Source organism: Lentzea chajnantorensis (assembly GCF_054300775.1).
In genome coordinates, this window is the sequence record NZ_JBSDZT010000002.1 from 7,280,773 (window position 1) to 7,306,343 (window position 25,571).

The following is a 25,571-nucleotide window of genomic DNA, read 5'->3' on the forward strand; positions in this document are numbered from 1 at the left end:
GTTCCATTAACCAGGACCGGACAGCGCATGCGCTTGTGACTGTTAGCCGCGCGACACCGCGAGCCGCGTCACGTGTGCCGCCCTGAGCAGCTCGCCAACTCAACATCAACAGGCACTTCTCCACTGCCAACAGCGCCGCCGGCCGTTCGTGGTCCGGCCGGTGGCGGGGTGAGTTGGTGGTACTTGCAGATGCCTGAGCAACAGGGGGCGAGAGCATAGGATTGGGGTGTGTTCGTGAAGCTCTGTGGTCTGCGCACCGAAGCCGATGTCGACGTCGCGGTCGCGACGGGGGCCGACGCGGTCGGGTTCGTGCTGACCGCCAGCCCCCGCCGCATCGACGTGGACCTGGCCCGCCGTCTGGTGGCCGCGGTGCCGGACCACGTGCTGACCGTGGCCGTCGTGCGCGGCATCCCCGCCGGCGAGGCGGGTGAGCTGGCTCTGCGGACCGGCGTGCGCGCGTTGCAGCTGCACGGCGACTACCCGAAGGAGTCGTTCGACGAGCTGAGCGGCCACCCGTTCACGCTCGTGCGGGCGACCGCACTGGGCCCGGACACGGACGTGCGCACCGGCGCGTTCGGCGAGCAGCTGCTGCTGATCGACTCCCCGGTCGCGGGCTCCGGCGAGCAGTGGGACGTCACCCGCCTCGCGGACCGCCGCCCGGAGGGCACCTGGGTGCTGGCGGGCGGCCTGTCGCCGGAGACCGTCGCCGACGCGGTCGCGGTGGCACGGCCGTGGGGTGTGGACGTGTCGAGCGGCATCGAGTCCAGCCGCGGGGTCAAGGACCACGGCCGCATGCGCGAGTTCGTCGCCGCCGCCCGCGCCTGAACGCGGCGCGTCAGGCCGCGCGGTAGCCGGGGATGTCCTCGACCCGGTGGTAGACCGGCAGACCGCGTTCCCGGGCGATCCGCACGTCCTGGTCGGCGCCGGTCGACGCACCGGGCAGCCGCAGCACCGCGTCGCACTTCTCGAGCAGGCGCTGCGCCGTCGGGTACATGATCCCCTCGGCCACCGGATCGGCCGGGGAGCTGCCGCCCGCGCCGCGCAGCACCGGCAGCGCCACCCATTCACCGATCATCGGCACGTGGCCGCTGCGGAAGATCGGCCACGCGGCCTCCTCCAGGCGTTCGAGGTTGCGCGCCATCAGGTCCGGATCGTCCCCGGTGCCGGAGCGGTAGGGGCCGGCGATCAGGATCAGCATGCCCCGACCATAATGTGCAAGACTCGGCAAAAACAAGGAGAAACGTGCATGCTTGCCGCTCAACGCCGTGACCTGCTGCTCGAACGCCTGCGCACCGACGGCCGGATCGTCGCCAAGGAACTCGCCGCGGAGGTCGGCCTGTCCGAGGACACGATCCGCCGCGACCTGCGCGACCTCGCGGCGGCCGGGCTGTGCCAGCGCGTCTACGGCGGCGCGTTGCCCGCCTCGCCCGCGGTCGCCGACTACACCGCGCGGCAGGAGGTGTCGGTGCCCGGCAAGCAGCGGGTCGCCGCGGCGGCAGCGGCGCTGGTCGAACCGGGCAGCACCGTGATCATCGACGGTGGCACGACCGCACTGGCCGTCGTGCGGGCGTTGCCGTCGGACTTGCGCGCCACGGTCGTCACGCACAGCCCGACGGTCGCGAGTGCGTTGGAGCACCACGAGAACGTGGACGTCTACGTGATCGGTGGCCGGCTGTTCAAGCATTCGATGGTCGCGTGCGGCGCCGCCGCGGTGGAGGCCGCCCAGGGCGTGCACGCCGACCTGTTCCTGCTGGGCGTCACCGGTGTGCACCCGGAGGCAGGGCTGACGACCGGGGACGCGGACGAGGCGGCGATGAAACGCGCGCTGGCCCACCGGGCGGCGGACACCTACGTGCTGGCGAGCGCGGAGAAGATCGGTGCGGCGTCGCGGTTCTCGGTGCTGCCGCTGGAGGAGGTCGCCGGGGTCGTCACCGACGCGGACGACGACGTCGTGCGCGCCCTGCCCGTGCCGGTCATCCGCTCCTGACGGTGCGCAGGTAGGTCAGCACGGCCATGACCCGCCGGTTGACGTCGTCGTCCGGCGGCAGGCCGAGCTTCGCGAGGATGTTGCCGACGTGCTTGCCCACCCCGGCGTCCGACAACGTGAGCCGGCGGGCGATGGCGGCGTTGGAGTGCCCTTCGGCGAGCAGCCCGAGCACCTCGGTCTCGCGGGCGGACAGCGCCGCGAGCGGGGAGCGCCGGACGAGTCCGCGCACCACCTCGGGGTCGATGACCGTGCCGCCCGCGACGACGTGCCGCAGCTTCGCGACGAACTCCTCGACGTCGGCCACCCGGTCCTTGAGCAGGTAGCCGACGCGGTCGCCGCTGTCGATGAGGTCGGCGGCGTGCCGGTGCTCGACGTACTGGCTGAGCACCACGACCGGCAGCCCGGGGTGGTCGCGGCGCAACGCGAGCGCGGCCCGCAGTCCCTCGTCGGTGAAGTCCGGCGGCATGCGGATGTCGGTCAGCACCAGGTCCGGGCCGTGCTCGGTCACGGCGGCCCGCAGCGCCTCCGCGTCCCCGACCGCCGCCACCACCTCGAACCCGAACCGGCCCAGCAGACCGGTGAGCCCTTCGCGCAGCAGCACGCCGTCCTCGGCGAGGACTACTCGGATCGGCACGGGATCTCCACGCGCAGTCGGGTCGGGCCACCGGTCGGGCTGGACAGCAGCATTCTCCCGCCCACCACCGCGACCCGGTCGGCCAGCCCGGTCAGACCGGTGCCGCCGGCCGGGTCGGCACCGCCGTGCCCGTTGTCGACGACCTCGACGACGAGCGCGGACCCCTCCTGCCGTGCCTGGACTTGCGCCTCGGTCGCCTGCGCGTGCTTGGCCACGTTCGTGAGCGCTTCGGACACCACGAAGTACGCCGCCGACTCGACGGCTGCGGGCAGGCGGGTGAGGTCCGCGCTGACGGTGACGGGCAGCGGCATCCGGTCGGCGAGGTCGTCCAGCGCGGCTGCCAGGCCGTGGTCGGTGAGCACCTGCGGGTGGATGTCGCGGATGAGCTCGCGCAGCTCCGCCATCAGCTCCTTGGCCTGCTCGTGCGCCGCCGCGACGTTCTCGTTGCCCGGCAGGTCGACGCGGGCCAGCCCGAGCTGGATCGTGAGGCTGACCAGCCGCTGCTGCGCGCCGTCGTGCAGGTCGCGTTCGATGCGGCGCCGCTCGGCCTCGAACGCGTCGACCAGCCGTGCCCGCGAGGCCGACACCTCGACCAGCTCGGCACGCAGGTCGCCGCGACCGCCGAGCAGCTCCCGCGCCAGCTGGGCCTGCACACCGGTGATCCCGGCCGCGAGGTAGGTGAGCGCCACCAGCCCGGCCAGCCCGACCGCGGTGCACGCCCACGCCTCCGCGGCCGTGCCGACCTCCCAGAACAGCACGGCCACCGGCCCGTCCACGACCAGGGCCGGCATCAGCGCGAACGCCACCACCAGCAGGAACAGCACGAAGAAGGCCGAGGACACCACCGGCACGACCGTCGCCAGCAGGCACGTGTGGGCGACCTCCCGCCACATCGCCGCCTCGCCGTAGCGGTGCAGGCCCGCCGCGCGGTCGCCGGTCGTGATCGGCCTGGTGTCGACGAGCCGCACCCGCGCCCGTTCCACCTTCGCGAGCTGCGTCGCCAGCACCGGGACAACGGTCGCGGCCAGCACGCCGAGCGCCGCCGACAACACCGCGGCGGGACTCGGCCCCTTGGTCGCGATCGGTTGCCACAGCAGCACGACGAGCGCGAGCGGTGCGCCCGCGACCAACGCCACCGGCAGGTTCGTGACCAGGTACCACAGCGACCGCCACGGCCAGCCGCCCAGCAGGAACCCGCGGCCGGTCACCGCGTCGAGCACCGTCACCGGCGCGCCCTCCCCCATGCGTCCAGGGTAGGCCCAGCCCTACCTCGATCCGGGCGCTGGACGTAGTGCAGGGACCCGGCCCCGCACGGTTGGCTCTGTCACCGTGAGCTACGGGGGAACCACACCGTTCGCGGTCGAGCTGCGCGCGGTGACCAAGCAGTACGGGGCCAAGTCCGCCACGGTGCGCGCGCTCGACGGGGTCAGCCTCGGCTTCCCGTCCGGCACCTGGACGGCGGTCATGGGGCCGTCCGGGTCGGGCAAGTCGACGCTGCTGCACTGCGCCACCGGCCTGGACCGCGTGACGACCGGCCAGGTGCTGCTGACCGGCGCCGACATCACCAGGGCACCGGAGGCGTACCTGACGACGTTGCGGCGCCGGTCGATCGGCTTCGTCTTCCAGCACTTCAACCTGGTCGCCTCGCTGACGGCCGCGCAGAACGTGGCGCTGCCGTTGAAGCTCGCCGGCTCCCGTGCGTCCACACAGGACATCGCGGAGGCGCTGGGCCGGGTCGGTCTCGCCGACCGGCAGCACCACCGCCCGCGCGAGCTGTCCGGCGGTCAGCAGCAGCGCGTCGCCATCGCCCGCGCGATGATCACCCGCCCGGCCGTGCTGTTCGCCGACGAACCCACCGGCGCACTGGACTCGCGGTCCGCGCGCACGGTGCTGGGCCTGCTGAAGGACCTCGTCACCGCCGGTCAGACGATCATCATGGTCACCCACGACCCCGCCGCCGCGGCCTCGGCCGACTCGGTCGTCTTCCTCTCCGACGGCCGGGTGGTCGACCGGCTCGACCGGCCCACCACCCACGCGGTGGCGGAACGCCTGGCGCGCCTGGAGGAGTCGTGCTGACCCTGTCGCTGAGCACGTTGCGCGAACGCTGGCCGTTGTTCGTCGGCGCCGTGCTGACCGTGGCGCTGGGCGTCGCGCTCGTGCAGGCGGCCCTGCTGGTCATGGCCGCCACCGGGCGCGGCTGGGTGCCGCCGGGCGTCACCGAGGAGGAGGCGCTGCGGATCAACGAGGGGTACGTCGGCGCCGCCACGCTGCTCGGGATGACCGTGCCGCTCGCCGCGTTCCTCGCGGTGTTCATCGTCGGGTCGACGTTCGCGTTCACCGTCGCCCAGCGCAGCCGCGACCTCGCACTGCTGAGCGTGCTGGGAGCGAACCGGCGTCAGCTGCGCCGCCTGCTGCTGTGCGAGGCGTTGTTCCTCGGCGTCTTCGGCACGCTGGTCGGCGTCGTCCTCGCGTTCCCCGCCACGCTGGCGCAGTCGGCCGTGCTGCACGGCTTCGGCTTCCTGCCCGACGGCTTCGAGGCGCCGTTCGGCCCGTGGGTGCTGGGCGCGTCGGTGCCGATCGGCGTGGGCGTGGCGGTCCTCGGCGTGCTGTCGGCGTCCCGCGGCGCCGCGCGGGTCCAGCCGCTCGACGCCTTGCGCGACACCGGTTCCGCAGCACGGGTGATGACGCCGGGAAGGTGGGTCACCGGCCTGCTGTGCGCTGCCGCCACGGCCGGGTTCATCGCGCTGACCCGCTCCGGCGACCTGCTGGTGGCGCTCGGAATGTCGTTGCTGATCTCGATGACCGGCTCAGTCGCCCTGAGCAGGCTGAGCCCGCTGCTGGTGCCCCTGGTGGGCCGGCTGTTCATCCTTCCCGGAAGCACTCTCGCCGAGCTGGCACGGGCGAACCTGCGCGACGGCGTCCGCCGCAGCGCCTCGACCGCCGCACCGCTGATCGTCCTCGTCGCGCTGGTCCTGGGCATCGACGGTTCCCTCGGGTCGCTGGCGAAGCTCACCGGCGTCGAACAGGAGCGGTCCGTCCGCGCCGACCTGGTCGTCGACTCGACCGGCGCCCAGTCCGCCCGCCTCGCCGCACTCCCCGGCGTCGCCGTGGCCGCCCCGCAGACCCTCCTCCCGGTGTCGATCACGGCCCTGAGCGCCGAGTCCCCCGACGACCCGCCCCGCCCGCAGACCTACGACGACCTCGTGTTCGCCGTCGACCCGGTGACCTACCTGGAGACCCACGTGGCCCAGCCCCGCTCCGGCGACCTCGCCGCACTGACCGGCCCGACGGTCGCCGGCGGTTCCGCGGTGTGGGGCGACCGACTGGTCGGTGAGACGGTCACCCTGCGGCACAACGGCCAGGAGACCACCCTTCGCTTCGTCGCACGCCTGCCGGAGACCCTGGCGCTGGGCGAGGAGTTCCTGGTCTCCCGCGACGCAATCCCGGCGGACCTGCTCGCCACCTCCCCCACGCAGACGTTCCTGCGCCTCACCCCCGGCACCGACCCCGCCACCGTCCGCTCCGCCATCGCCGCCGGGGACCTCGGCACCGTCCGCACCGTCGCCGAGTGGGCCGGCGCCGCCGCGAAGGCCCAGCAGAGCGGCAACCTCGTCATCATGGCCGTCCTCATGGGACTGTCCGGTCTGTACGCGGCCATCGCCGCCGTCAACGCCGTGGTCATCGCCGGTGCCGAACGCCGCGCCGAGTTCGCGGTCCTGCGCCTGTCCGGCCTCACCCGCCGGCAGGTCACCACGGCCGCGTTGATCGAGTCGACCGTGGTCACCGTGGTCGGTCTGCTGCTCGGTGCCCTGGTGGCGGCGGGGGCGTTGATCGGGGTGGCCGGTGGGACGGGTGGCGTCGTGGCCGTGCCGTGGGGGTTGTTCGGCGTGCTCTCGGCGGGCGCGCTGGTGGTCACCGCGGTCGCTTGCGCGCTCACGACCTGGAAGGTCTCCTCAACCTCGTGAACCAGCGCCTACCCTGGGCGTCGTTCCCGTGCGAAGGAGGCGACCATCAAAACGGTCATCCGCTGGGGCTTGAACCACGGCGTGCCGAGGGTGGCGTTGCGCCTGGCCGCGCGCAAGGGCGACCTCCAGGGCCGCATCACGGTCGAGGCGAACAACGGCAACGACCTCACGGGGTTGTTCGACGAGATCAGGGCACACGGCCCCTTGGCGCCCACCGGCATCGGACACGTCACGACCAGCCACGCCGCCGTGCGCGAGGTGCTGGGCAGTGACGCCTTCCAGGCCAGCCGCCCCCGTTACGGCAACGGTGTGCTGGGCAGGATCGCGGACTGGGCGGCCACCGACGTGCTGCACCCGGTGCAGCCGCCGTCGTTGCTGGTCACCGAGCCGCCCGCGCACACCCGCTACCGCAAGCTCGTCACGCGCGTGTTCACCGTGCGCGCGGTCGAGCAGCTGCGGCACCGCACGCAGGAGATCGCGGACCAGCTCCTCGACGGCCTCGACCCGAGTGACCCGGTGGACCTGATCCAGACCTACTGCGGCCTGCTGCCGGTCACGGTGATCTCCGAGATCCTCGGCGTGCCGCAGGAAGACCGCGCGAGGGTGCTGGCGTTCGGCGCCTCCGCGGCACCGAGCCTCGACCTGGGCCTGTCGTGGCGGGTGTTCCGCGACGTCGAGACGACGCTGGCCGAGTTCGACGCCTGGCTCAGCCGCCACATCGACGCCCTGCGCGCCAGGCCCGGCACCGACCTGCTCAGCCGCCTGGTCACCGCGAGCGACGACGGCGTGGGCCTCACCGAACGCGAGCTCAAGTCCACGGCGGGCCTGGTGCTGGCGGCGGGGTTCGAGACGACGGTGAACCTGCTCGGCAACGGCATCTCGCTGCTGGCCAGGCACCCCGGGCAGCTGGAGGTGCTGCGCGCGCGGCCGGAGCTGTGGGCGAACACCGTCGACGAGGTGCTGCGCCACGACCCGCCGGTGCTGCTGACCGGCCGGACCTGCGTGAAGGACACCGAGGTCCTCGGCGTGCCGGTCCGCCGCGGGCAGCTCGTCGCGACCGTGCTGGCCGGTGCGAACCGCGACCCGGACGTGTTCACCGACCCGCACACCTTCGACGTGACCCGCGCCAACGCGCGCGACCACGTGTCGTTCGGAGCGGGCCGCCACTACTGCCTCGGGGCGGCGCTCGCGCGGATGGAGGGCGAGATCGGGCTGCGGGCGATGTTCCGGCGGTTCCCGGGGCTGCGGCTGGAGCAGGGCGCCGGTCGGCGACCGACGCGCATCCTGCGCGGGTTCGAACGACTGCCGGTCAGCCTGGGCTGAGCGTCACGAGACCAGGGACAGACCGGGGCGCACCCCGGCCACCGGCTCGGCGGGCACCGCGGCCGGCACCACGACCTCGTCCCCGCCGATCTCCCGCGTGATCCACGCCCCCGACTCGACCATCACCTTCAACGTCCGCACGTCGAGCGCCTGGATGCGCCCCAGGTACCACTCGTCGGAGGCCAGCGAGCCCATCCGGTCGCCCATGCGCGCCTTGACGTCCTTGACGCGCTGGAAGAGTTCGGCGACCAGCGGCTCGCGGTCGAACGGGCCGGTCAGGCCGTCGCGGATGCGGTCCTCGATGCCGCGCGGCACGCCGTCGGCGTCGGGCATCAGCATCGTGGTCCAGGCGCGGGACTTCTCGCGGTACTGGAGCTGCTGCATGATCCCCTCGTGCTGGGCGAAGTCGGCGGCGCGGAAACCGCGGCCCTTCCAGCGCTGGAACAGGTTCACCGCGAGCGACTGGGCGCTCTTCAGGCCCGTGTTGAGGCCGCGGCCGGGCCAGAAGTGCAGGGAGTTGGCGGCGTCGCCGAGCAGGAAGCCGTACGTGGACGGCGAGAGCTGCGCGGTGAACTTCGACATCTGCTGCATGCCCAGGGTGAACGACGTGATGCCCACGACGTCGGCCACGCCGGCGCCGAAGAACCGCAGGCCGTCAAGAATCCGGGGCCACAGGTAGGAGAGCTTGTCCACGGACGGCTTGAACACCGAGCGGTGCCGGTCGCACACGAAGCGACCGCCCTCGGGGCGCATCGTGCAGCCGAACCTGCCGATGCACGCGATGGGGCCGTTGGCGCCCAGCGCGACGATCTCCGAGGCCTCCTCCGCGGTGAGGCGCATGTTGATGAAGCCGCCGCCCATCGAGTTGAACAGGAACCGGTTCTGCGCCACCGTCAACGGCACGGTGTGCTCGTCGGGCACCTTCGACGACACCACGCGGATGCCCAGCACGCGCTCGTCCAGCGGCGAACCGTCCACACTGAACAGTTCGCGTGACGGCGTGCCGAAGTGCGGCTTCAGGGCCTCGCGGGTCGCGGAACGGGCGCCGTCGGCGATGGCGAGCACGTGCAGGCCGTCCCACTTCGAGGGAACGGTGTAGGCCTGCGGCAGCAGCTCGATGCCGAGGTCCTGGGCCAGGTCCAGCAGCGCGTCCTCGATCCAGCGGATCTTGATGTTGCGCGGACGGCCCTTCGACGCGGGTGAGTCGGGGCCGAGCGGCCACATCTCGGAGAAGCGGCCGTCGGCGAACAACCGCTGCCGCACCTCGGCGGGCAGGGCGGCCCAGACGTTGCTCTGCAGCGTCACGACCTGCTCGCGGCGGTTGTTGCCGTCGGAGGCGTCCTTCCACACGACGCGGCCCGCGTGGCGCTTCCAGCGGCGGTCGTGCACGCGCAGCGAGACCTGGTCGCCGAGCATCGTCTTCAGCGAGCACGCGAACGCCAGCCCGACCGGGCCGCCGCCCGCGACGTCGACGCGCATCGGGGCGGTGCGCCGCGGCAGGCGCACGAGCTGTGCGCCCTGACGCGGCAGCATCACCGTCGGGCCGGCCGTCTGGCCGAACAGGACCGTCTTCTCGTCGTCGCGTGCCATCGAACCGCTCCCCCTGCTCACCTGGTGACGGCGATGACACGTGGTGAGACGGGGAACGGTTCAACGAGTTTCGAGAAAGTTCTTCCACGCGCCGGGAGCGAACGTCAGGACGGCGCCCCCCGGGTTCTTCGAGTCGCGCACGAGGGCGTCGCCGGACAGCGCGACCTCGACGCAGTTGCCATCCTCGGTACCGTCGCTGTAGCTGCTCTTACGCCAACGGCGTTCCTCGGTCATCGAAGTCCCCTCGCGGTCGGCCGACGTACTCCGCCAGCTTGCTCCGCGATTGTTCCTCATCCAAGGCGACCTCAGCCAAACGGTCGAACAGCAACCGGGTGCGCACGATCGCCGCCGGGTCCTGCACGAACACCTTCGCCAGATCCGTCTCGGTGAACGCGACCGGCATGGCCTTGTCGTACTCCCACAGCACGCACCCCGACGACGTCACCGCCGCACCGGCCGGCACGATCCTGATCATTCGCACGGCGAACAGCAGCTGGAGGTACTGCTCCTCCATGACCTGACCGTTCCCCACCTGCAATTCCAGCGCATGCTCATGGATGTAGAACAAGCAAGTCGGCCGATCGTGTCGCCGCAGCAACGACTGGCGGTCCGTCCGCACCTGCACCAGGGCCGGAATCCGCTCCTCCGGGACGAACCCGGTCATCCGGTACAGCCCGTCGGCGTACTCCGGCGTCTGGACGAGTCCGGGCACTGACCGCATGTCGTAGCTGGTGATCGTCGTGGCTGTCGTTTCCGCCAGCGCGAGCGTGCGCATGTTGTCGGAGACCTGCACGACGTACTCGTCGAACGCGGTTCGGTAGCGCCGTTTGAAGTCCTCGAAGAAGTCGACGTCCTTGCCGCACATCGTCAGGTACTGCACGAGGTCGATCTCGCTGGCGCGGTACTTGCCGTGCTCGATGGTGGACACCTTGCTGGGGTCCCAGCCGAGCCGGACGGCGAGCGCGGCGCCGCTCAGGTTCGTGGAGGTCTCCCGCAACCGGCGCAGCTCGTCGCCCAGGTCGCGGCTGTACGCCGTGGATGGTGTGGTGGTGGCCATAGGCTGACGCTAGGGGTTGCTCGAAGAGCACGTACCGGCTCATTCGGGTGAAAATGATCAGCGGCCGATGTTGTGCGGTGGACCGGCTGCGAACGGCCGTGACCGCAGCGTCACGTGGCCATCGTCACGACAGCGCCATTCGGACGAACTTGGGCCTTCACGGGTAACTCCGGCTCGGTCGCCGAACGATAGCCAGGCGTCCCCCGCTGCCGAAAGTGGTGCCCATGGAGCCGGACCTCGACGGCCTGTTCGAGATCGCCGTTGACGCCCTTGACGAACCCGAACGCGGCCAGGTGCTGGCCTGGCTCGCGGGCGCCGTCATCGGATCAGGACACACCCAACGTCTCGCGCGCGGCGCGCGTGACGTCGTCCTGCTGCTGCCCGACCGCCTGGTGGTGGTGCGGCCAGACCCGTTCCAGTCGTGGTCGTACCCGCGCGAGCTGGTGGTGAGCGCGCTGTTCGCGGCCGACCACGCCCAGTTCGAGGTGGCCGACGACCAGGTGGAGGTCGACTGGGAGTTCTGGATCGACAAGCAGCTCACCGCGTCCGCGCCGTTCATCGAGGCGGTCGAGGCGTGGCTGGTGCAGGAGAAACCGCCGGGCAAGGGCGGACTCGCGCTCGGTCTGCTGATCATGACCCTGGTCGTCGGCGGCCTGTACTTCGCGGGCGGTGCCTCCGGGCCGTCCGACGGGCCGCTGAACGCGCGGTCGACGTGCAACGAGTTCCTGTTCGCCGGTGCCGACCAGCAGCTCGCGATCCTGACGAAGCTGTTCAAGGACGCGGGCAAGGAGGACGACGCGAAGAACCCCGAGGTGCTGCGCGAGTCCGGGCACCGCTGCGAGCAGAACGGCACGGCTACCTTGGACTCGCTCGTCGGCAACCGCTGACCACCGCGGCCGCCACCAGCACACCGGCCGCGATGAACCCGTTGTAGTTGTACACGCGCAGGGAGTCGTAGTCGTCCTGGGTGAGGAACGCCGTCCCCTGCTCCGCGGGGTGGTCCAGCCACAGGAACACGAGCAGCCCCGCGCACCCGGCCAGCACGACGGCGTCCCGCCGCCACCCGGCCACCACCGCCGCGACGACCACCACGGCGACCAGCTCGTACCGGGTGCAGAGCCGCAGCTCGTCGAGCAGCGGCAGCAGCCACCCCGGGTCCTGCCCGAACGGCACGGCGACCGGTTCGGCGAACCGGTCGGCCAGGCCGATGGCGACCGCGAGCACCGCGGCCACCACCGCGACGACCCTGCTCATCCGCCGGTCCGGTGCGGCAGCAGGCCCGGCCGTGGCGCGTCCCGCGCCAAGCCCGGCAACAGGCTCCAGTACTCGTCGTCGTTGTCGGCGCAGTCCACGCGGAGCGTCCGCGTGTACGCCGGACACGTCCCATCCGGTTGCCGTGTCAGGTGCGAGGCCAGCGCGAGCATGCCCAGCGAGTGGTCCGAACGCGGCATGTAGCGGTCGCCGATCGACGCCCCGGCCATCGCGATCAGCACGAACATCCCCGCCAGCGCGGCGATCCGCAGCGAACGCGCACCGAGCCACGGTCGCAGCTTCGGCAGGCCCTCCAGGCGTTGCACGCCGAAGTACAGCGCGAAACCGCACAGCAGCAACATCGTGTAGAGCAGCTCGGCGGTGCTGCGCGGGTAGAGCTGCACGGCGTCGCGTTCGTACATCGTCGAGGCGTAGTAGAACCGGACCAGCCACGCGCCGGCGAAGAGGCTCGTCAGCAGGATCACGGCGGTCCGGTTGCGCCCCACCGCGATCGCCGCGGCCACACCGACGAGCGCGATGATCGTGAACACGCCCACGCCGCCCAGCTCACCGGGCGGCGGCCACGGACCCGGTTCCGCGCCGGGCATGTCGCCGCGGGTCATCGCGATGTAGGTCGGTTCGGTGTGGACGTCGAAGTAGAAGTAGCGGTCCGTCATGCCGCTCGACGAGGACAGGATGGTGGACAGGTGGAGGTATGACACCGCGACGAACGTCACCGTCGTCACCGCCAGCAGCGTGAGACCGCGCCACAGGCCCGTGCGCCACGGGAACACCACCAGTGCCGCCACGACCGCACCGGGTGCCGACCACACGAACCAGCCCGAGTAGACGAGGAACACCACACCGACCACGGCGCCGACCCCGATGCCGCGCACCACGAGCGCGCGGTACGTGAACTGGTCGGCCCTGCGCAGGCGGTGCAGCAGGAACAACATCACCGGCACCAGCACGACGAGCATCAGGTTCGCGTAGACCTTGTACGGCTCGATGAGCACCATGCCCGGCACCACGCCCAGCACCAGCGCCCACATCGGCCGCAGCACCAGCCGCCAGGCCAGGTACGCGACCGGGCCGAACAGCGCGGTCCCGGTGATCTGCAGCACCTTGAGCGCGTGCTCGGGCGTGCTGCCGGTGAGCTCGCTGAACCACGCCATCGCGTGGATGAAGCCCGGTGGGTAGGTGTACGGCATCCCACCGGTCTCGATCAGCGACCGCGCCCACCCGACCACCACGCCCGCGTCGCCGTAGACCGCGAACAGGCCGAAGGTGGTGCCGCGCAACGCGACCACCACCGCACCCGCCACCAGCGCGCTGAACAACCCCGCCGCGGCGGCGGCAGCGAGCCGTTCGACGACGTGCGCGTACCGCTTCCGCGCGGCGACGACCACCGCGACGAGCACGGCCAGCGCGATCACCGCGAACCCCAGCTGCAGACCCGCCAGACCGCTGACCTGGCCCACCCGGTCCACCGGGTCGACCTCCACCCCGCGCGCCCACAGCAGCAGCACCCCGGCCGCACCGAGCGAGGTGAGCACCTCGCCGCCGATCAGCGACCACCTCCGCCGTCTCCACGTCCGGACCGGGTCGGCGTCGACCAGGTCGGGCACCGCGGACGGCACTAGCTCAAGAGACAACATCCCCCACGTCACTTCCTCGCCTGAGCGCTGTGCAGCGCTTCCCCCAGAAGGAAGAGAACGGGCCAACCCCAGGTACACCGACCGCACCGTCACAGGAGTTCCCAGGCTCCCGGCGCGGTCAGGCGGTGCCACGCTCCTCCGGTCCGAGGGTAGCCGCTGTGGCAGCACGCGTGCGCACGCCCTGGGCAAATCCGGTCGCGCCGGGTCGGTGGCGACCGGAGAATCACCCGCTGTGACCACTACCGCCGCCGCCCTGCTCACCGCGATCGACCCGCTGCCCGCACCCGCGCGGCAACGGCACATCGCCACGACCGCGCTCTCGCTGGCCGGCACCGCCGAGCTCGACGCCGTGCTGCGGGACCTGGCGGGGCGGGGCACGTTCGAGCGGCGGCTGGCGGTGCAGCTGGCGGCCATCGCGGGGCACCGCGAGCACGTCCGGCGGGAGCTCGCGGCACCGCAGACGGCGGTGCAGTGGACGGCGCTGCGGGCGGCGGTCCGGCTGGGCCTGCCCGCGGAGGTGTTCCTCGAACGCCTGCCGGAGATGGCGGCCGCGACCCGGCGGCGGCTCTACCGGCTGGTGCGCCGGGAGCAGGCGACGGCGCTGGCCGACGCGCTGCTGCCGGTCGTGTGGGAGCGGCACGGCGACGACGAGGCCGCGGCGCTGCTCGTGGCCTGCTCGGCGCCGCCGTTGCGGGAGCTGGAGCACGCGGCGGCGAACTGGTCGGCGATCGGCAAGCGGCACCCGGCGGCGTTGCTCGACCTGGTCGAGGCGGAGCTGGCCGCGGCACCGGTGTCGGCGTGGAAGCAGATCTGGTCCCACCGCGAGGTCGCCGTGCGCAGTGCGGCGGAAAAGCTGCCCATGCGCGTGCTGGACCTGGTCGAACGGGTGGCGCCGCACGTGTGGTCGGTGCGGCTGCCGTCGGTGCTGGCCCGCGTCGCGCCGGAGCGGGTCGCCGGTCTGCTCGCCCAGGACTCCGCGCACCAGCCCGCCAGCGGCCGTTTCTGGCGGCGCCTCGCCGGTGTCGACGAGCGGGCGCTGGTCGCCGTCGCACGCCGGCTGCACCCCTCCGGGCTGCGGCACCTGCTGCACGCGCTGCCGCCGTCGCGCCGGGCGTCCGTCTACGAGGGAGCCGTGGGCGAGCGGCCGGACGTGCCGTTCGCGGTGCTGGACGAGCTGCCGGTGGCCGACCGCGCGGTGCAGGCACGACGGTTGCTCGGGCTGCGGCGGGTCGCGGACTCGCCGTCCCAGCGGCTGGCGGTGACCGCGCGGCTGCCGTGGGAGGAGGCGCGGGAACCGTTGCTGGCGGCCACGAAGCGCGCCACGGCGGACGAACGCGCCGAGGCCTACCCGCTCTACGTCCAGGCCGCGGCGGCGAGCAAGGACCCCGACGCGTTCGCCGCGATGCTCGCGACCCTCACCCGGCTGCCGAACGAGCAGGACCCGGTGCGCGCCCCGGCGCTCCTGGCGCTGGCGAAGGTGCCGGCGTGGCTGTTCCGCGCGTCCGAGGCACCGTTGCTGGCCAAGCTGCTCCTCGACGCGACCCGTGCGCGGGACAGCTCGTGGAGCACCTGGCACGCGGTGCAGGAGCTCGCGACCGCACTGGTCCGGCAGGGCGCCGTGACGAGCGAGCCGGTGCTCGTGGAGACCGGCCTCGACGGCCTGAACCTGGTGGGAGAGCACAACTCCCACGTCCACCTGCCGGGCCTGCACCGGTCGCTGCCGCGCGGCGCCGAGCACCAGGTGTTCGCGGCCCTGCGGCCCAGGATGACCGCCGACGCGGGACGCGACCAGTACTCGCTCGTGCTCGCGCTGGCGGCGGGCCTCGAGCGCAGGGCGTGGCACCTGCCCGAACTGCAGGACCTCGTCGGACGGGCGCGGTTCGCGGCGCAGGAAAACGTTGCGCGCCAGGCGATCGTCCTGTGGCTGGCACCGACGGCCACCCGTGACGACCGGGTCGGGCAGGTGCTGTCCGACGACATCTCGTCGATCGTGCTCGGCGAGGTCCAGCGGGCCGTGTCGACGCGGCGCACGGACCTCCTCGACCTGGTGGTCGGCCGGCGCGTGCGCGGCCGGTTCTGGAACTCCGACGTCACCTTCGTCCCGCACTACACCCGGTGCTTCCACCTCTGGATGCCCCGGCAGATCGCGGAGCACGCGGCCCAGCTCGCGTCGATCGCGCGGTCGACCGGCCACGCGGTCCTCGCGCGGGTGAACGCCACCACCGCGCTCGGCCAGGTGCCCGGCACCGCCGCGACCCTGCGCACCCTGTTGCGCGACAACGAGGTCCGGGTGGCCGAGGCGGCGCTGAGCGCACTGGCGTGGACCGACGAACCGGCCGACGTGCTCCCGGACCTGCTGGCGCTGGCCGACACCGACCGCGCCCGCGTCGCCGTGTACGCCGCAACCCGTTGCGCACGCTTCACCCCACCCACCCGCTTGCGCGCGCTGCTCGCACCGGTGTTGCGCGGCAAGAAGGTGACGTCGCGCAAGGAGGCCGTCCGTCTGCTCGCCGAACACCAGGTGCCCGGCACACTCCCCGAGCTGGCGGCGATCTGGCCGGACACCCACCGCGACATCAAGCGCGCCATCGTCTCGGCGTGCCGCTACTTCCTCGACGACGAGGCCGCCTGGGACCTGCTGTCGGCAGCGGCCGAAGGCGAGGCCCCCGTGGCGCTGTCGGTGCTGGACCTGCCACCGCAGGACGTCGCCGACCGCCACCGCACCCGTTACGCGTCACTGGTCCGCGCGATCGCCGTGCGCCCCGAACCGGAAGCCGCCCGGCGGGCACTGGCCACCCTGCCGCTGTGGTCGCGCTGGGACACCGGCGGCACGGACCTGCTCGCCGACCTCACCACCGACCTCACCCGCACCGCGACCTGGCAGCAGGCCCTCACCGCCCTGGTCGCCGCCTGCGAGGACGACCTCACCCCGTTGCGCACGGCAGTGACCCGCCTGCTGTCCACACTGGACACCCACAACGCCGAACCGGACCGCGACCTCCCCGCACGCCAACGCATCCGCGCAGTCGTCCGCCTCCTCGCCGACGACCGCACCTCCCCCACCCACCGCGCCTTCGAACGCCTGCTGGCCCACGACCTGGCCACCCGCATGCCGCGCGAAGCGATCCGCCTGGCCGCGAGCGCCGTCGACTGGCAGGTCGACGACGTCCTCGACCAGGTGCTGTTCACCGCCTCCCTGGCCACCCGCCCGACGCTCGCACTGGACGCCCGCACCGAACTTCAGCGCTGGCTGCGCCACAACGCCGCCAAGACCACCCCCGCACAGCTCCGCACCCTGGCCACCGCCCTGCTCGCCCCGGCGCCCTTGGTGGCCCTCGGTTTCGCCGACGTGGCCGGCGAAACCGAGGGCTGGCCGGAGTTCTGGCGCACCCTGCTGCGTGAGCTGCGCGCCCACCCCGACCCGGACGTCCGGGAGGCGGCCCTGGCACTGGTCACAACCCGCGAGTAGCCACTCTGCCGTGACTGCCCGGGTTCAGGACCGCTGCGCGCGCACAGCGGTCAGCCGGCTCCTGACGTTGTCGGTGAGCCGCTTCAACCCGAGCAGTTCGAGCACGGCGCGCTGCAACGCCTCCTCGCCGAGCTCGCCGTCGCGCGCGACGACGTGGTCGAACAGGGCAGCCAGCTCGGCGGGGGGCACCTCGTCGAGCGAACGCGGCCCCAGCTGTCGCGTGCACACCTCCGGTTGCCCTGGCAACCGGTACGTGCGCGGCTTGACACCGCTTTCGCCGAGCGGGTTGTCCTCGATCAGCTCTCCCGTGCGCACCGCCTGGGCGATCGCCTTGTTCAGCTCGGCCGCCACCGTCTTCGTGACCCGGACCGCACCGGAAGCGCGGACGTAGGCGGTGTGCAGACGACTGCCGAGGACCGGTCCCTCCGCTTCGACGAGCCGGACAACACCGCTGACCACGTCCTGCCGGGACGCGTCGCCGACCTGGACGACGGTGCCTTCGAACTGCCCGTAGTCGGCGAGGAGGAACGGCGCCTCGGGAACGACCTGCTGGACCTGTTCCACAACGGCCGGCTGAACATGCTCCACTTCGGGCTGAACAGGTTCCCGCACCACCGGTTCGGCGACCACGACCGCCGCAGGTGGCGCCACCGCGTCCACCGGTGAGGCCACCGCGACCGCCGGTGGGGCCACCGCGACGGGCGGGAGGTCGTCCTCCTTCGTCCAGCCGGACGGGTGGACGTCCAGCTGCTGCAACGCCTCCCACAGCCGGGCCAGCACGGCCGGCCGGTCCACGTAGAACTCGGACTCGCGGATGCGGAAGAACGTCCAGCCGCACCGCTCCAGGTCGCGTTGCCGGGCGAGGTCGCGCTCGTAGGCGTCGGGTCCGTGCCACGCGTCGCCGTCGCACTCGACCGCCAGCCGCGCCTTGGCACCGACGACCACGAGGTCGATGCGGTACCCCTCGGCCGGGAACTGCGGCACGACGCTGTACCCGCGGTCGACGAGGCGGTTGAACACCCGCTGCTCGAACAGCGAGTCGAACGGCGCGACCCTGCGGTCGTCGGGCACGACCGACCGCCGCTCGTCACCGGCGCCGCCGGCGCGCCCGGACAGGGCGTAGCAGTAGTCCAGCAGCTGGAACCGCATGTCGTCCGGGTTGCCGAGGTCGGACAGGCGCAGCGAGTGGAACACCCACATCTGGTCCTTGGCCCGCGACGCGGCCACGTTGTAGCGCTGGACGTACATGTCCTGCGTCAGCGAGGAGATCCGCACACCGGGCTCCGGTGCCTTCACCATCGACAGGAACATCACGTCGCGCTCGGAGCCCTGGAAGTCGGCCGAGTCGCCGCACCGCAGATCGCGGGCCTTCCACTCCTCCGGCGGAATCCGCTCCAGCAGGCGCTTCTCGATCCGCTTCGCCTGAGCGCGGCCGAGCAGCGACACGACACCGAACGTCAGGCCGTCGTACCGCGGGTCGGCGATGCACTTCTCGATCTGGTCGACGACGGCGTCGGCCTCGGCGGGGTTGACCTTGTCGGTCACCCCGCGCTCGTGGCCGTTGGCCAGGAACACCGGTTTGATCGGTTCCAGCCGGTCCGCTCCGTACTGGCGCACCGGCACCAGCCGGATGCCGTCCGGCTCGTACGCGACCCGGTTGGAGAACCCGATGATCTCGGGCACGCACCGCCGGTGCTCGACGAGGGTGATCATGCCCTCGAACCGCATCTTCGCCTCGTCGAAGAGGCTGCGCCTGGGCTCCTGCCACGAGGCGCGGTGCGGGTCGTCCCAGAGGTACTGCTCGGCGAGGTCGCGCAGCTGCTGCTGGTCGGTGCCGACGGCCGACGGCGAGACCTGCTTGTCGTCGCCGATCACCACGATCTTCGGTGCGAGGTACTGCAGGAACGTGGCTTCGAGCCCGGCCTGCGAAGCCTCGTCCACGACGACCACGTCGAACATGTCCGGTTGAACGCGGAACTGCTCGGCGATCCGGTAGACCGGCATGATCCACACCGGTACCGCCGGCCGGCAGCGTCCCATGGCCGCCCTGATGTCGGCCCGGCGCTGGTTCGCGTAGACACCGGTGCCCTTGCCCAGCAGCTTGACCAGCTGCGCGTACTGGAGCAGGTCTGCGCGCGCCTTGCCGGACAACCGCTGCGGGGACACGGCGTGGCCCCACGCCCGTTCCGCCGCCAGCTGTTCGACCCGGCGGCGCACCTGCTCCTCGACGTCCAGCACCTCGGTCTGGAGGGCGTTCACGTCCTCGTCGCCGCGGTTGAGGACCCACGCCCTCGCGACGGCCCACGACCAGGCGGCGTCCCACTCCGACAGCTTCTCCACCCACGCTGGGTCGCGCGGATCGATCGAGACGGCCTGATGCACCCGCGGCAGCGACCGGGCGAGCACGCCCGCGACCTCGTCACGACGACGCGTCAGCCCGGCGACCTCGGTCAGCCGCACCAGCCGGTGGTGGGCGACGGCGTACGACTCGTGGTCACGTGCCTCCGCTGCCTGGGCGAGGTGTTTCACGCACGGTGCCGCGTCGGCCCACTGCGCGACGTCGGAGACGGTCCGCACGACCTCCAGCAGCGGCAGCGTCGCGGCGGTTCGCGCATCCGAGGCGGCAGCCGCGTCGACGAGTCGCGCGTAGGTCTGGACAGCACCGAGGTCGGTCCAGTTCGGCCGCGGCAGGCCCAGCCCCGCGAGACCGCGTTCCTCCGCTTCGAGCGCCTCTCCCAACGCGAGCACGCGGCGCAGCTGTTCCAGCTCGGTCACGTGCCACTGGAGGCGTTCGCTCAACGTGTCCTCGGCGGGCACGTGCACCGAGTCGGGCCATGCCCGGTCGAGCGCTTCCAGCACACGGCTGGCGTCGGCCCACATGAGGAACACGTCGAGGTGTGCCGCGCTGGTGGGCGGCACACCGTTGACCCGCACCGCCTGGAACAACGGCTGCGCCTGCTTCACGGCCCTGGGCGCGAAGGCACCGGTCTTGGGCGAGCCGTCCGGGTTGACCTTGAGCGTGCCGCCGTCCCCGACGTGCGCGCGGAGCGAACCGGCCAGCGCCACGAGCGCACCCATGTCGGCCACGCCGACCCGCACGTCGGTGAGCGGACCCAACCGGTCGACCAGGGGGCGGACGCGGTCGACCAGCTGGGAGACCTGGTGTCCGCGCGACCTCCAGAGGTTGGCGCGCCCCGACAGCACCTCCGCCAGCGCGTCGTTCATCCACGCCTCGCGCCGCCGGGACAGGTCCTCGGCCTCGCGCGCGAACCCGTTGAGCCGCTGCCGGAGCACGGTCCGGGTGGCCTGGTCGAGCTTCCGGACGCCGTCGAACGCGTCGTGCCGCGTGAGGTTGCCGTGGCCTTCCTCCGCCGCGATCGCCCGCTGTTCGGCGGACACCAGGCCGAAGAACTCCTCCGGGGTGGGCATTGCGGCGAGGTCCAGCAGCTTGAGCCGCGACTCCGGCTCGTCCGCGTTCAGCGCGTCGTCCACGAGACTGCGGTGCCACGCCACGACATCGCTCGCCGGCAGGGGTGACGGGGACTCTTCGCCGACCTCCGCGAGGTCCGCCAGCCAGCCGAACCGCTCCCGCTCGGACTCCAGCCGCTGCGCGATGGCGGCCAGCGTGCCGCGGTAACCCGCGACGTCGTGTTCGGTGACCTCCTTCGTGCGGGCGTCGAGAAGTTGCCGGTACAGGCCGGCTCGGCGCAGGCGGAGCGCCTCGATCGCCGCGGTGTGCTCGTCGACCGCCCGCCGAGCCGCTTCGGCGTCGTACTCGCTGGCGACGTGGCTGATCCGCTCGACGGCGACCTTCAGGTCCGCCAGGTCGGAACGCGAGGAACCCACGACGGAGACGGCAAGGGGTGCGATGGCCTCGGGGAGCTTCGCCCGCACCTCCTTCAACGCGCGGTCGGTGTGCGCGGTCACGAGCACACGCTTCCCCTGGGCGAGCAGGTGCGAGAGGAGCGCGGCGACGGTGTGCGTCTTGCCCGTTCCCGGCGGGCCCTGGACGAGCACCTGGGCCTTCGCGTCGACCTGGGTCAGCACGCGCAGCTGGCGGTCGTTGACCGGAAGCGGGAGGAACGGCTCGGTGTCGAGCTCGACCAGCGCACCGGCCTCCGGTGAGCTGCACGGAGGCCGGCCGGTGGTCGGGGTCGACGAGCGGCAGCAGCCCGTCCGGCACGACACCGGACTCACCGATCTGACCGGCCACCGAGTCGAGGATGTCGACGATCCCCTGCCGCGACCGCCGGCGCAGGATCACCGCGGGGGCGAACGCCGCCACCGCGTGCGCACCGGGCTTCTGCGGCTCGTCCTCGTCGAGGTACGTGGCTTCGGCGTCGAGGGCGTGCACCAGCCGGCGCAGGACCCCGCCCACCTCCTCGCGGCACAGCACCGCCGCGGTGACCTCGCCGGCCTCGTTCCTGATCTGCACGACGTGCTGGGGGTTGGCCACCCGGCCGGGATCGACCATGTCGAGCTCGACGTTCAGCCCCTCGGCGGTCTCCGCGTGGTGGAGGGTGAGCCGGCCGGTCTCGTCGTCGAAGCGGATCACCGCGGGCACCGTGGCGAGGTGACGGCGCACGGCGTGGTGACCCCGAGGTGCCCACGACAAGCACCCGACGCCGATCACCAGCTCGAGCTCCTCGGCGTGCCCGGCCGCGGTCACGTAGGCGGTGAACAGCTCGTTGTAGACGTCGCGCGCCGGCCGGTCGTTCTTCTCCTGCTCGGCCCAGGTGGTCCAGAGGGCCGCCCAGTCGGCGTGTGCCTCCCGGATGCCCGGCGCGTCGTCCAGGGTGGTGTGCCGCGGTTCCTCGCCGATCTCCTCGCGCAACCGGGGTGCCGCACCGGGGTCGTCCCACTCCCCGTCCAGCCAGGGCCTCAGCTCGTCGTCCGGCTCAGGCGGGTCCTGGTGCGCGACGCGGTCGACGGTGAGCAGGGCACCCCCGGCCTCGAACTCCGCGTCGTGGTGCGCCGAGCGCACAGCGGGGTGCTCGGGCAACCGCCCGAACCACAGCACCGAGTCGTAGCTGTCGGTCGTGCGCGCTGGGTTGGACTTCAGCTGCTGACTGCGGGCGAGGAACTGGAACAGCCGCACCGCCCGGTCAACCGTCCTGTCCTGCTGACCTGGTGCGGCCCCACCGTTAGCCACGCCGTTCCCCTTCCTCGCCACCGAACAGACGAAGTGCACATCGTCGATCAGGAGCGAGGTGATACAGCCGAAACCACACCGTTACGAAACGGGTTCCACCCGCGGCTCGCAAAACCGGTGCACAGCAACGACTTCTGGCCCTGCGGACCGGTGTGGCCGCGCCCCCGCCGCGGCCACACCGGTCTCAGAGCCGCACCAGGTGCGACACCCGCACCGGCTCGCGGTCCTCGGCGGGCAGCTCCTCCGGCAGCCACGCCCGCAGCGCCCGGCCGAACTTCAGCAGCGTCCGCCAGCTGTCCCACAACGCGAGGAGCATCCCCGCCAGCACCACCGACGCCGCGACGGCGAGCACGCCGTCGTCCCGGATCAGCACCACCACCGCGACGACCGCCCACAGCTCCACGACCGTGTACACGATCAGCAGCAGAACCTGCTCGGTGTGCTTGCGACGGGCCCGCAACACCTGCGTGCGGGAGTCGGGGTCGGGCAGTGACTGGCGCTTCATGACGACTCCTGGACTCGATGAACTCGTGCCACCGAGCAAACCGCCGACGCGCGGAGAAGTCTGCGTCAGATGCCGCACAGGGTGCGCAATTCTTCCTCGCGAAGAATTCTTATGCCATTGCGCCGAGTGGTGATGATTCCCTCGTCGCGGAGAACTTTCAAGGTCCTGACGAGCGTCTCGCGGGACATTCCCACAATGCCCGCGAGCTCGCGCTGGCTGAGCGGGACGGTCGCGATCATGTCGTCCGCCTCCCTGTGCGCGAGGTTGAGCAGCACCGCGCCGACGCGGTACAGCGACGGGCCGGTGCGCAGGTCCTGCTGGTCGCTCATGGCGCGTTGGCGCGACACCACGACGCGCAGCAGCGCCCACGCGATGGCAGGGCGCGCGTGGCACAGGTCCTCGAGGGCCTGGCCTCTGATCATCAAGCCGCACACGCGGTCCACGGCGACCATCGCGGCCGTGCGGCTGCCCCCGTCGATCGCGGAGAACTCGCCGACGATCTCACCGGGACCGCGGACGGCCAGCACGCTCTCCTCACCCGTGATGGCGAATCGGCTCACCTTCACCCGTCCGCGGGACACGACCAACACGTTGCGCGACTGGTCACCCTGATGGCAGATCACCGAACCGGAGGCAAATTCGACTTCCGTCGCCACCCTCTGCAACGCTGCGCGATCAGCAGTGGACAGCACGCCCCAAAAAGAACGATCGATCCCCATCAGCCCATCATTCCGGCAACTGCTCTGCACTCGATGCCCCGATTGATCTAAATTAAAGCCAGACCAAGGCAATACAGTGATCACGTCCGGATAATGAATGGCCACCTATGTCGGTTGGGAGCCCCCGTGGAGCAGACACCACGCGCCGAGCCACGGGCGGTCTTGGCCGTGGACATGGAGCGGTTCGGCGATCGGAGCCGGACCGACCTCCACCGGCGTGTGGCGCACGATGGTCTGTACAAGGCGTTGTACACCGCGTTGAGCGAGAGCAGCATCGATGAGCCCAGCTGGTACAAGGAAGATCGCGGCGATGGGGCGATGTTCCTGTTCACACCGGACGTGCCGAAGAAGCGCCTCCCCGACCTGCTGCTGAACCGGCTGATCGCGAACCTGCTGCGCCACAACGCGACCGTCACCAAGGAGGCGCAGATCCGGTTGCGGATCTCGCTGCACTACGGCGAGGTCACGATCAACCCCGAAGGGGTGGTGGGCGACTGCGTCAACCTGGCGTTCCGGCTGCTCGAGGCCGCTCAGCTCAAGGAGGAGCTCGCTGAGTCGTCCAGCGTGCTCGCGGTGATCGTGTCGGAGCCGTTCTACCAGGAAGTGCTGCGCAACGAACCCGCGGCGGAGCCGAGCGCGTACCGGCAGATCAACGTCGCGGTGAAGGAGACGACCACCTCGGCCTGGATGCGACTGTCCGCCGAGTCGGTGCAAGTAGCGCCCCAACCGTCGGCAACGACCACGCCAGCCGAGGTCAAAGATCACCCGATCGTGGGGGACGGTGACCAGATCGGCCTGCTCGCCGAGCTCATCACCCGAATGCCGCTGATGGCCGGCTTGGACGACCGCCGGCTGTGCCTGGAACTGGTGAACACGTCCCTGGAGCCCGAACCGCTGAGCGTCACCGAGTTCCCCGACGTCCGGCGGCACGTCTTCGCGATCGTGCTGGCCTGCGCGCACCGGCCCCGTGCCGTGCGAGCACTGTTGCGGGCGCTGCGCCACCTGCAACCGGATGCGCCGGAGCTGGAACGGATCAGCGAGGTGGTCAGCGGCATGGCGCCGTTGGACCTCTTCTCCGACGACGACCGCAGGACGCTCACCGAGCTGCTGCGCGGCACCGACTTCCCCCGGCTGGCCGAGTGCTACCGCGCAGCCGCGGGCAGCCAGGCCGCGCCGCTGCCGTCCGGTCGGCAGGACGCGGTCGACGTGCTGACCCGCCTCGAACGGATGAACGCCCGGCCCGATGGCCTGCCGCCGGCGTTGGTGCTGCTCGAACACCTCGCGCTGCACGCGGGCGACGTGCTGTCCCAGCGGCTCTGGCGGTTCTCGGAAGACCAGGCGAAGGACATGGGGCTGCACGCCGAGCAGATCGCGTTGCGCGGGTCGATCTCCACCGAGACCACGGACGCGGTGGCGCCCGCCGAGGCGGCGCTGGTGCTGCGCCTGCAACCGCACGGTGTGCTGCCCGACCAGTACCTGCTCTCGGAGTGGCGGCAGACTCAGGCGCACTGGTCACCTCAGCGCGGCGGCGACCACCCCGGCAGTCTCGCCGAGCTGCGCGTGCGCGCCGGTGAGCTGGTCGCGGGTGCCGAGGGCTGGGCGGAGAACGCGAGCTCCATCTCCATCGAGTTCATCCTGCCCAAAGAACTGCTCAACCTGCCCGTCGACCAGTGGCTCGTCCCGTCCGACGAGATCACCATGCCCATCGGCATCGACTACCCGGTCACCCTGCGGTCACTGGAACGCAGCAGGGACAAGGAGAAACGCCGGCGGTGGAGGCGGCGATACGCACAACTGCAAGCACACCTCCAAGCAGGGGACAGCCCCATCGACGACGCAGTGCACCGCAGCCAGCTCGACGGACCACGACATCGGCACCTGCAGAAGCTCGCCGCGAAGCTCGCGCTCGCCGAGGACGTCGTGCTGCTCGTGCTCGCCGATCCGCCGGCCCGGCCCGACAGCGCCGGCCGGCAGGAGGTCGCGATCGCCTTCAAGAGCGGTGTGCCGGCGTTGCTCTGGCACCGGGAGGACTGCGCGAGCAAGGCGTTCCAGACCGCCGTCGACGACCTCCTGGCCGACGGTGGTCTCAGCAAGCTGCCGGAGAACGTGAAGAAGCTGCGCGGTCAGGCCCTGTACTCCGACGACTGCGACACGCACCCCGGCTCACACATCAGCATCCTGCTCGACGACCCGAACCGCCAGGTCGAGCCCCTGCCGCAGGAGGTGACGGCGCCGTGAACAGCGATGCGCTCTGGCACATC

General features: G+C 71.7%; 20 protein-coding genes. 9 read left to right on the forward strand and 11 right to left on the reverse strand.

What is annotated here, in order from left to right; all coding sequences use genetic code 11:
• Window positions 1–234 precede the first annotated feature (234 nt).
• The gene (locus ACVDFE_RS34930; RefSeq protein ID WP_458433460.1) at window positions 235–825 is read left to right on the forward strand and encodes a phosphoribosylanthranilate isomerase; all 591 of its coding nucleotides are present in this window, start codon (window positions 235–237) and stop codon (window positions 823–825) included.
• 10 nt (window positions 826–835) lie between these two features.
• Here the strand turns inward: ACVDFE_RS34930 and ACVDFE_RS34935 are convergent, their stop codons facing one another.
• Window positions 836–1,198 (reverse strand): DUF4406 domain-containing protein, encoded by a 363-nt coding sequence (locus tag ACVDFE_RS34935; RefSeq protein ID WP_458433461.1) that lies wholly within the window; start codon window positions 1,196–1,198, stop codon window positions 836–838.
• Between the two features lie 48 nt (window positions 1,199–1,246).
• Here ACVDFE_RS34935 and ACVDFE_RS34940 point away from each other — a divergent pair, with 48 nt between their 5' ends.
• Window positions 1,247–1,987 carry a DeoR/GlpR family DNA-binding transcription regulator gene (locus ACVDFE_RS34940; RefSeq protein WP_458433462.1) on the forward strand — a complete coding sequence of 247 codons (741 nt, stop codon included), beginning with the start codon at window positions 1,247–1,249 and terminating at the stop codon, window positions 1,985–1,987.
• On the opposite strand, the gene ACVDFE_RS34945 is transcribed toward ACVDFE_RS34940, so the two are convergent.
• The gene (locus tag ACVDFE_RS34945; protein WP_458434448.1) at window positions 1,974–2,615 is read right to left on the reverse strand and encodes a response regulator; all 642 of its coding nucleotides are present in this window, start codon (window positions 2,613–2,615) and stop codon (window positions 1,974–1,976) included. The genes ACVDFE_RS34940 and ACVDFE_RS34945 overlap by 14 nt on opposite strands.
• Complete coding sequence (locus ACVDFE_RS34950) at window positions 2,606–3,865, reverse strand: histidine kinase (protein WP_458433463.1); 1,260 nt, start codon at window positions 3,863–3,865, stop codon at window positions 2,606–2,608. Before ACVDFE_RS34950 ends, ACVDFE_RS34945 begins: the two co-directional genes overlap by 10 nt.
• 85 nt (window positions 3,866–3,950) lie before the next feature.
• On the opposite strand from ACVDFE_RS34950, the gene ACVDFE_RS34955 reads away from it, so the two are divergent.
• The 3 genes from ACVDFE_RS34955 (at window position 3,951) to ACVDFE_RS34965 (ending at window position 7,909) form a co-directional block, all read left to right on the forward strand.
• Window positions 3,951–4,697, forward strand: coding sequence for an ABC transporter ATP-binding protein (locus ACVDFE_RS34955; protein ID WP_458433464.1), 747 nt, complete (start codon window positions 3,951–3,953; stop codon window positions 4,695–4,697).
• A complete protein-coding gene (locus ACVDFE_RS34960) occupies window positions 4,691–6,586 on the forward strand; it encodes an FtsX-like permease family protein (protein ID WP_458433465.1) in 1,896 nt (631 codons plus the stop codon). Before ACVDFE_RS34955 ends, ACVDFE_RS34960 begins: the two co-directional genes overlap by 7 nt.
• Before the next feature lie 90 nt (window positions 6,587–6,676).
• On the forward strand, window positions 6,677–7,909 hold the full coding sequence (locus ACVDFE_RS34965; protein WP_458433466.1) for a cytochrome P450: 1,233 nt from the start codon (window positions 6,677–6,679) through the stop codon (window positions 7,907–7,909).
• 3 nt (window positions 7,910–7,912) lie between these two features.
• Here the strand turns inward: ACVDFE_RS34965 and ACVDFE_RS34970 are convergent, their stop codons facing one another.
• From ACVDFE_RS34970 to ACVDFE_RS34980, 3 genes are read right to left on the reverse strand one after another with little or no spacing between them, the layout of a single operon-like run.
• The gene (locus ACVDFE_RS34970; protein WP_458433467.1) at window positions 7,913–9,499 is read right to left on the reverse strand and encodes a hypothetical protein; all 1,587 of its coding nucleotides are present in this window, start codon (window positions 9,497–9,499) and stop codon (window positions 7,913–7,915) included.
• Window positions 9,500–9,559: 60 nt separating this feature from the next.
• The gene (locus ACVDFE_RS34975; protein ID WP_458433468.1) at window positions 9,560–9,733 is read right to left on the reverse strand and encodes a DUF397 domain-containing protein; all 174 of its coding nucleotides are present in this window, start codon (window positions 9,731–9,733) and stop codon (window positions 9,560–9,562) included.
• Window positions 9,708–10,556: a helix-turn-helix domain-containing protein gene (locus tag ACVDFE_RS34980; RefSeq protein ID WP_360401738.1), complete on the reverse strand. Its 849-nt coding sequence runs from the start codon at window positions 10,554–10,556 to the stop codon at window positions 9,708–9,710. The genes ACVDFE_RS34975 and ACVDFE_RS34980 overlap by 26 nt, the downstream gene beginning before the upstream one ends.
• 224 nt (window positions 10,557–10,780) lie before the next feature.
• Between ACVDFE_RS34980 and ACVDFE_RS34985 the strand changes: the two genes are divergently transcribed.
• Window positions 10,781–11,443: a hypothetical protein gene (locus tag ACVDFE_RS34985; RefSeq protein ID WP_360401735.1), complete on the forward strand. Its 663-nt coding sequence runs from the start codon at window positions 10,781–10,783 to the stop codon at window positions 11,441–11,443.
• Here ACVDFE_RS34985 and ACVDFE_RS34990 read toward each other — a convergent pair.
• Together ACVDFE_RS34990 and ACVDFE_RS34995 are read right to left on the reverse strand one after the other, a co-directional pair.
• Window positions 11,412–11,810 carry a hypothetical protein gene (locus ACVDFE_RS34990; protein ID WP_458433469.1) on the reverse strand — a complete coding sequence of 133 codons (399 nt, stop codon included), beginning with the start codon at window positions 11,808–11,810 and terminating at the stop codon, window positions 11,412–11,414. The genes ACVDFE_RS34985 and ACVDFE_RS34990 overlap by 32 nt on opposite strands.
• Window positions 11,807–13,465: a hypothetical protein gene (locus ACVDFE_RS34995; RefSeq protein WP_458433470.1), complete on the reverse strand. Its 1,659-nt coding sequence runs from the start codon at window positions 13,463–13,465 to the stop codon at window positions 11,807–11,809. Before ACVDFE_RS34995 ends, ACVDFE_RS34990 begins: the two co-directional genes overlap by 4 nt.
• Before the next feature lie 232 nt (window positions 13,466–13,697).
• Between ACVDFE_RS34995 and ACVDFE_RS35000 the strand changes: the two genes are divergently transcribed.
• Window positions 13,698–16,934 (forward strand): hypothetical protein, encoded by a 3,237-nt coding sequence (locus ACVDFE_RS35000; protein WP_458433471.1) that lies wholly within the window; start codon window positions 13,698–13,700, stop codon window positions 16,932–16,934.
• A gap of 24 nt (window positions 16,935–16,958) precedes the next feature.
• Here ACVDFE_RS35000 and ACVDFE_RS35005 read toward each other — a convergent pair whose 3' ends face one another.
• Window positions 16,959–21,122, reverse strand: a complete 4,164-nt coding sequence (locus ACVDFE_RS35005; RefSeq protein WP_458433472.1) for an AAA domain-containing protein — start codon at window positions 21,120–21,122, stop codon at window positions 16,959–16,961.
• A gap of 35 nt (window positions 21,123–21,157) precedes the next feature.
• Between ACVDFE_RS35005 and ACVDFE_RS35010 the strand changes: the two genes are divergently transcribed.
• Complete coding sequence (locus ACVDFE_RS35010) at window positions 21,158–21,511, forward strand: hypothetical protein (protein ID WP_458433473.1); 354 nt, start codon at window positions 21,158–21,160, stop codon at window positions 21,509–21,511.
• Window positions 21,512–22,270: 759 nt separating this feature from the next.
• On the opposite strand, the gene ACVDFE_RS35015 is transcribed toward ACVDFE_RS35010, so the two are convergent.
• The gene (locus tag ACVDFE_RS35015; protein WP_458433474.1) at window positions 22,271–22,591 is read right to left on the reverse strand and encodes a hypothetical protein; all 321 of its coding nucleotides are present in this window, start codon (window positions 22,589–22,591) and stop codon (window positions 22,271–22,273) included.
• A 65-nt stretch (window positions 22,592–22,656) separates the two neighbouring features.
• A complete protein-coding gene (locus ACVDFE_RS35020) occupies window positions 22,657–23,310 on the reverse strand; it encodes a Crp/Fnr family transcriptional regulator (RefSeq protein ID WP_458433475.1) in 654 nt (217 codons plus the stop codon).
• Between the two features lie 126 nt (window positions 23,311–23,436).
• On the opposite strand from ACVDFE_RS35020, the gene ACVDFE_RS35025 reads away from it, so the two are divergent.
• Window positions 23,437–25,548: a VMAP-C domain-containing protein gene (locus ACVDFE_RS35025; RefSeq protein ID WP_458433476.1), complete on the forward strand. Its 2,112-nt coding sequence runs from the start codon at window positions 23,437–23,439 to the stop codon at window positions 25,546–25,548.
• The last annotated feature ends 23 nt before the right edge of the window (window positions 25,549–25,571 follow it).

What these genes read in the sequence shown, in the direction of transcription:
- ACVDFE_RS34935 (WP_458433461.1), bottom strand. Translation starts at nt 1,198, where the DNA reads ATGCTGATCCTGATCGCCGGCCCCTACCGCTCCGGCACCGGGGACGAT.
- ACVDFE_RS34940 (WP_458433462.1), top strand. Translation starts at nt 1,247, where the DNA reads ATGCTTGCCGCTCAACGCCGTGACCTGCTGCTCGAACGCCTGCGCACC.
- ACVDFE_RS34950 (WP_458433463.1), bottom strand. Translation starts at nt 3,865, where the DNA reads ATGGGGGAGGGCGCGCCGGTGACGGTGCTCGACGCGGTGACCGGCCGC.
- ACVDFE_RS34970 (WP_458433467.1), bottom strand. Translation starts at nt 9,499, where the DNA reads ATGGCACGCGACGACGAGAAGACGGTCCTGTTCGGCCAGACGGCCGGC.
- ACVDFE_RS34975 (WP_458433468.1), bottom strand. Translation starts at nt 9,733, where the DNA reads ATGACCGAGGAACGCCGTTGGCGTAAGAGCAGCTACAGCGACGGTACC.
- ACVDFE_RS34980 (WP_360401738.1), bottom strand. Translation starts at nt 10,556, where the DNA reads ATGGCCACCACCACACCATCCACGGCGTACAGCCGCGACCTGGGCGAC.
- ACVDFE_RS34985 (WP_360401735.1), top strand. Translation starts at nt 10,781, where the DNA reads ATGGAGCCGGACCTCGACGGCCTGTTCGAGATCGCCGTTGACGCCCTT.
- ACVDFE_RS34990 (WP_458433469.1), bottom strand. Translation starts at nt 11,810, where the DNA reads ATGAGCAGGGTCGTCGCGGTGGTGGCCGCGGTGCTCGCGGTCGCCATC.
- ACVDFE_RS34995 (WP_458433470.1), bottom strand. Translation starts at nt 13,465, where the DNA reads ATGTTGTCTCTTGAGCTAGTGCCGTCCGCGGTGCCCGACCTGGTCGAC.
- ACVDFE_RS35010 (WP_458433473.1), top strand. Translation starts at nt 21,158, where the DNA reads ATGTCGACGATCCCCTGCCGCGACCGCCGGCGCAGGATCACCGCGGGG.
- ACVDFE_RS35015 (WP_458433474.1), bottom strand. Translation starts at nt 22,591, where the DNA reads ATGAAGCGCCAGTCACTGCCCGACCCCGACTCCCGCACGCAGGTGTTG.
- ACVDFE_RS35020 (WP_458433475.1), bottom strand. Translation starts at nt 23,310, where the DNA reads ATGGGGATCGATCGTTCTTTTTGGGGCGTGCTGTCCACTGCTGATCGC.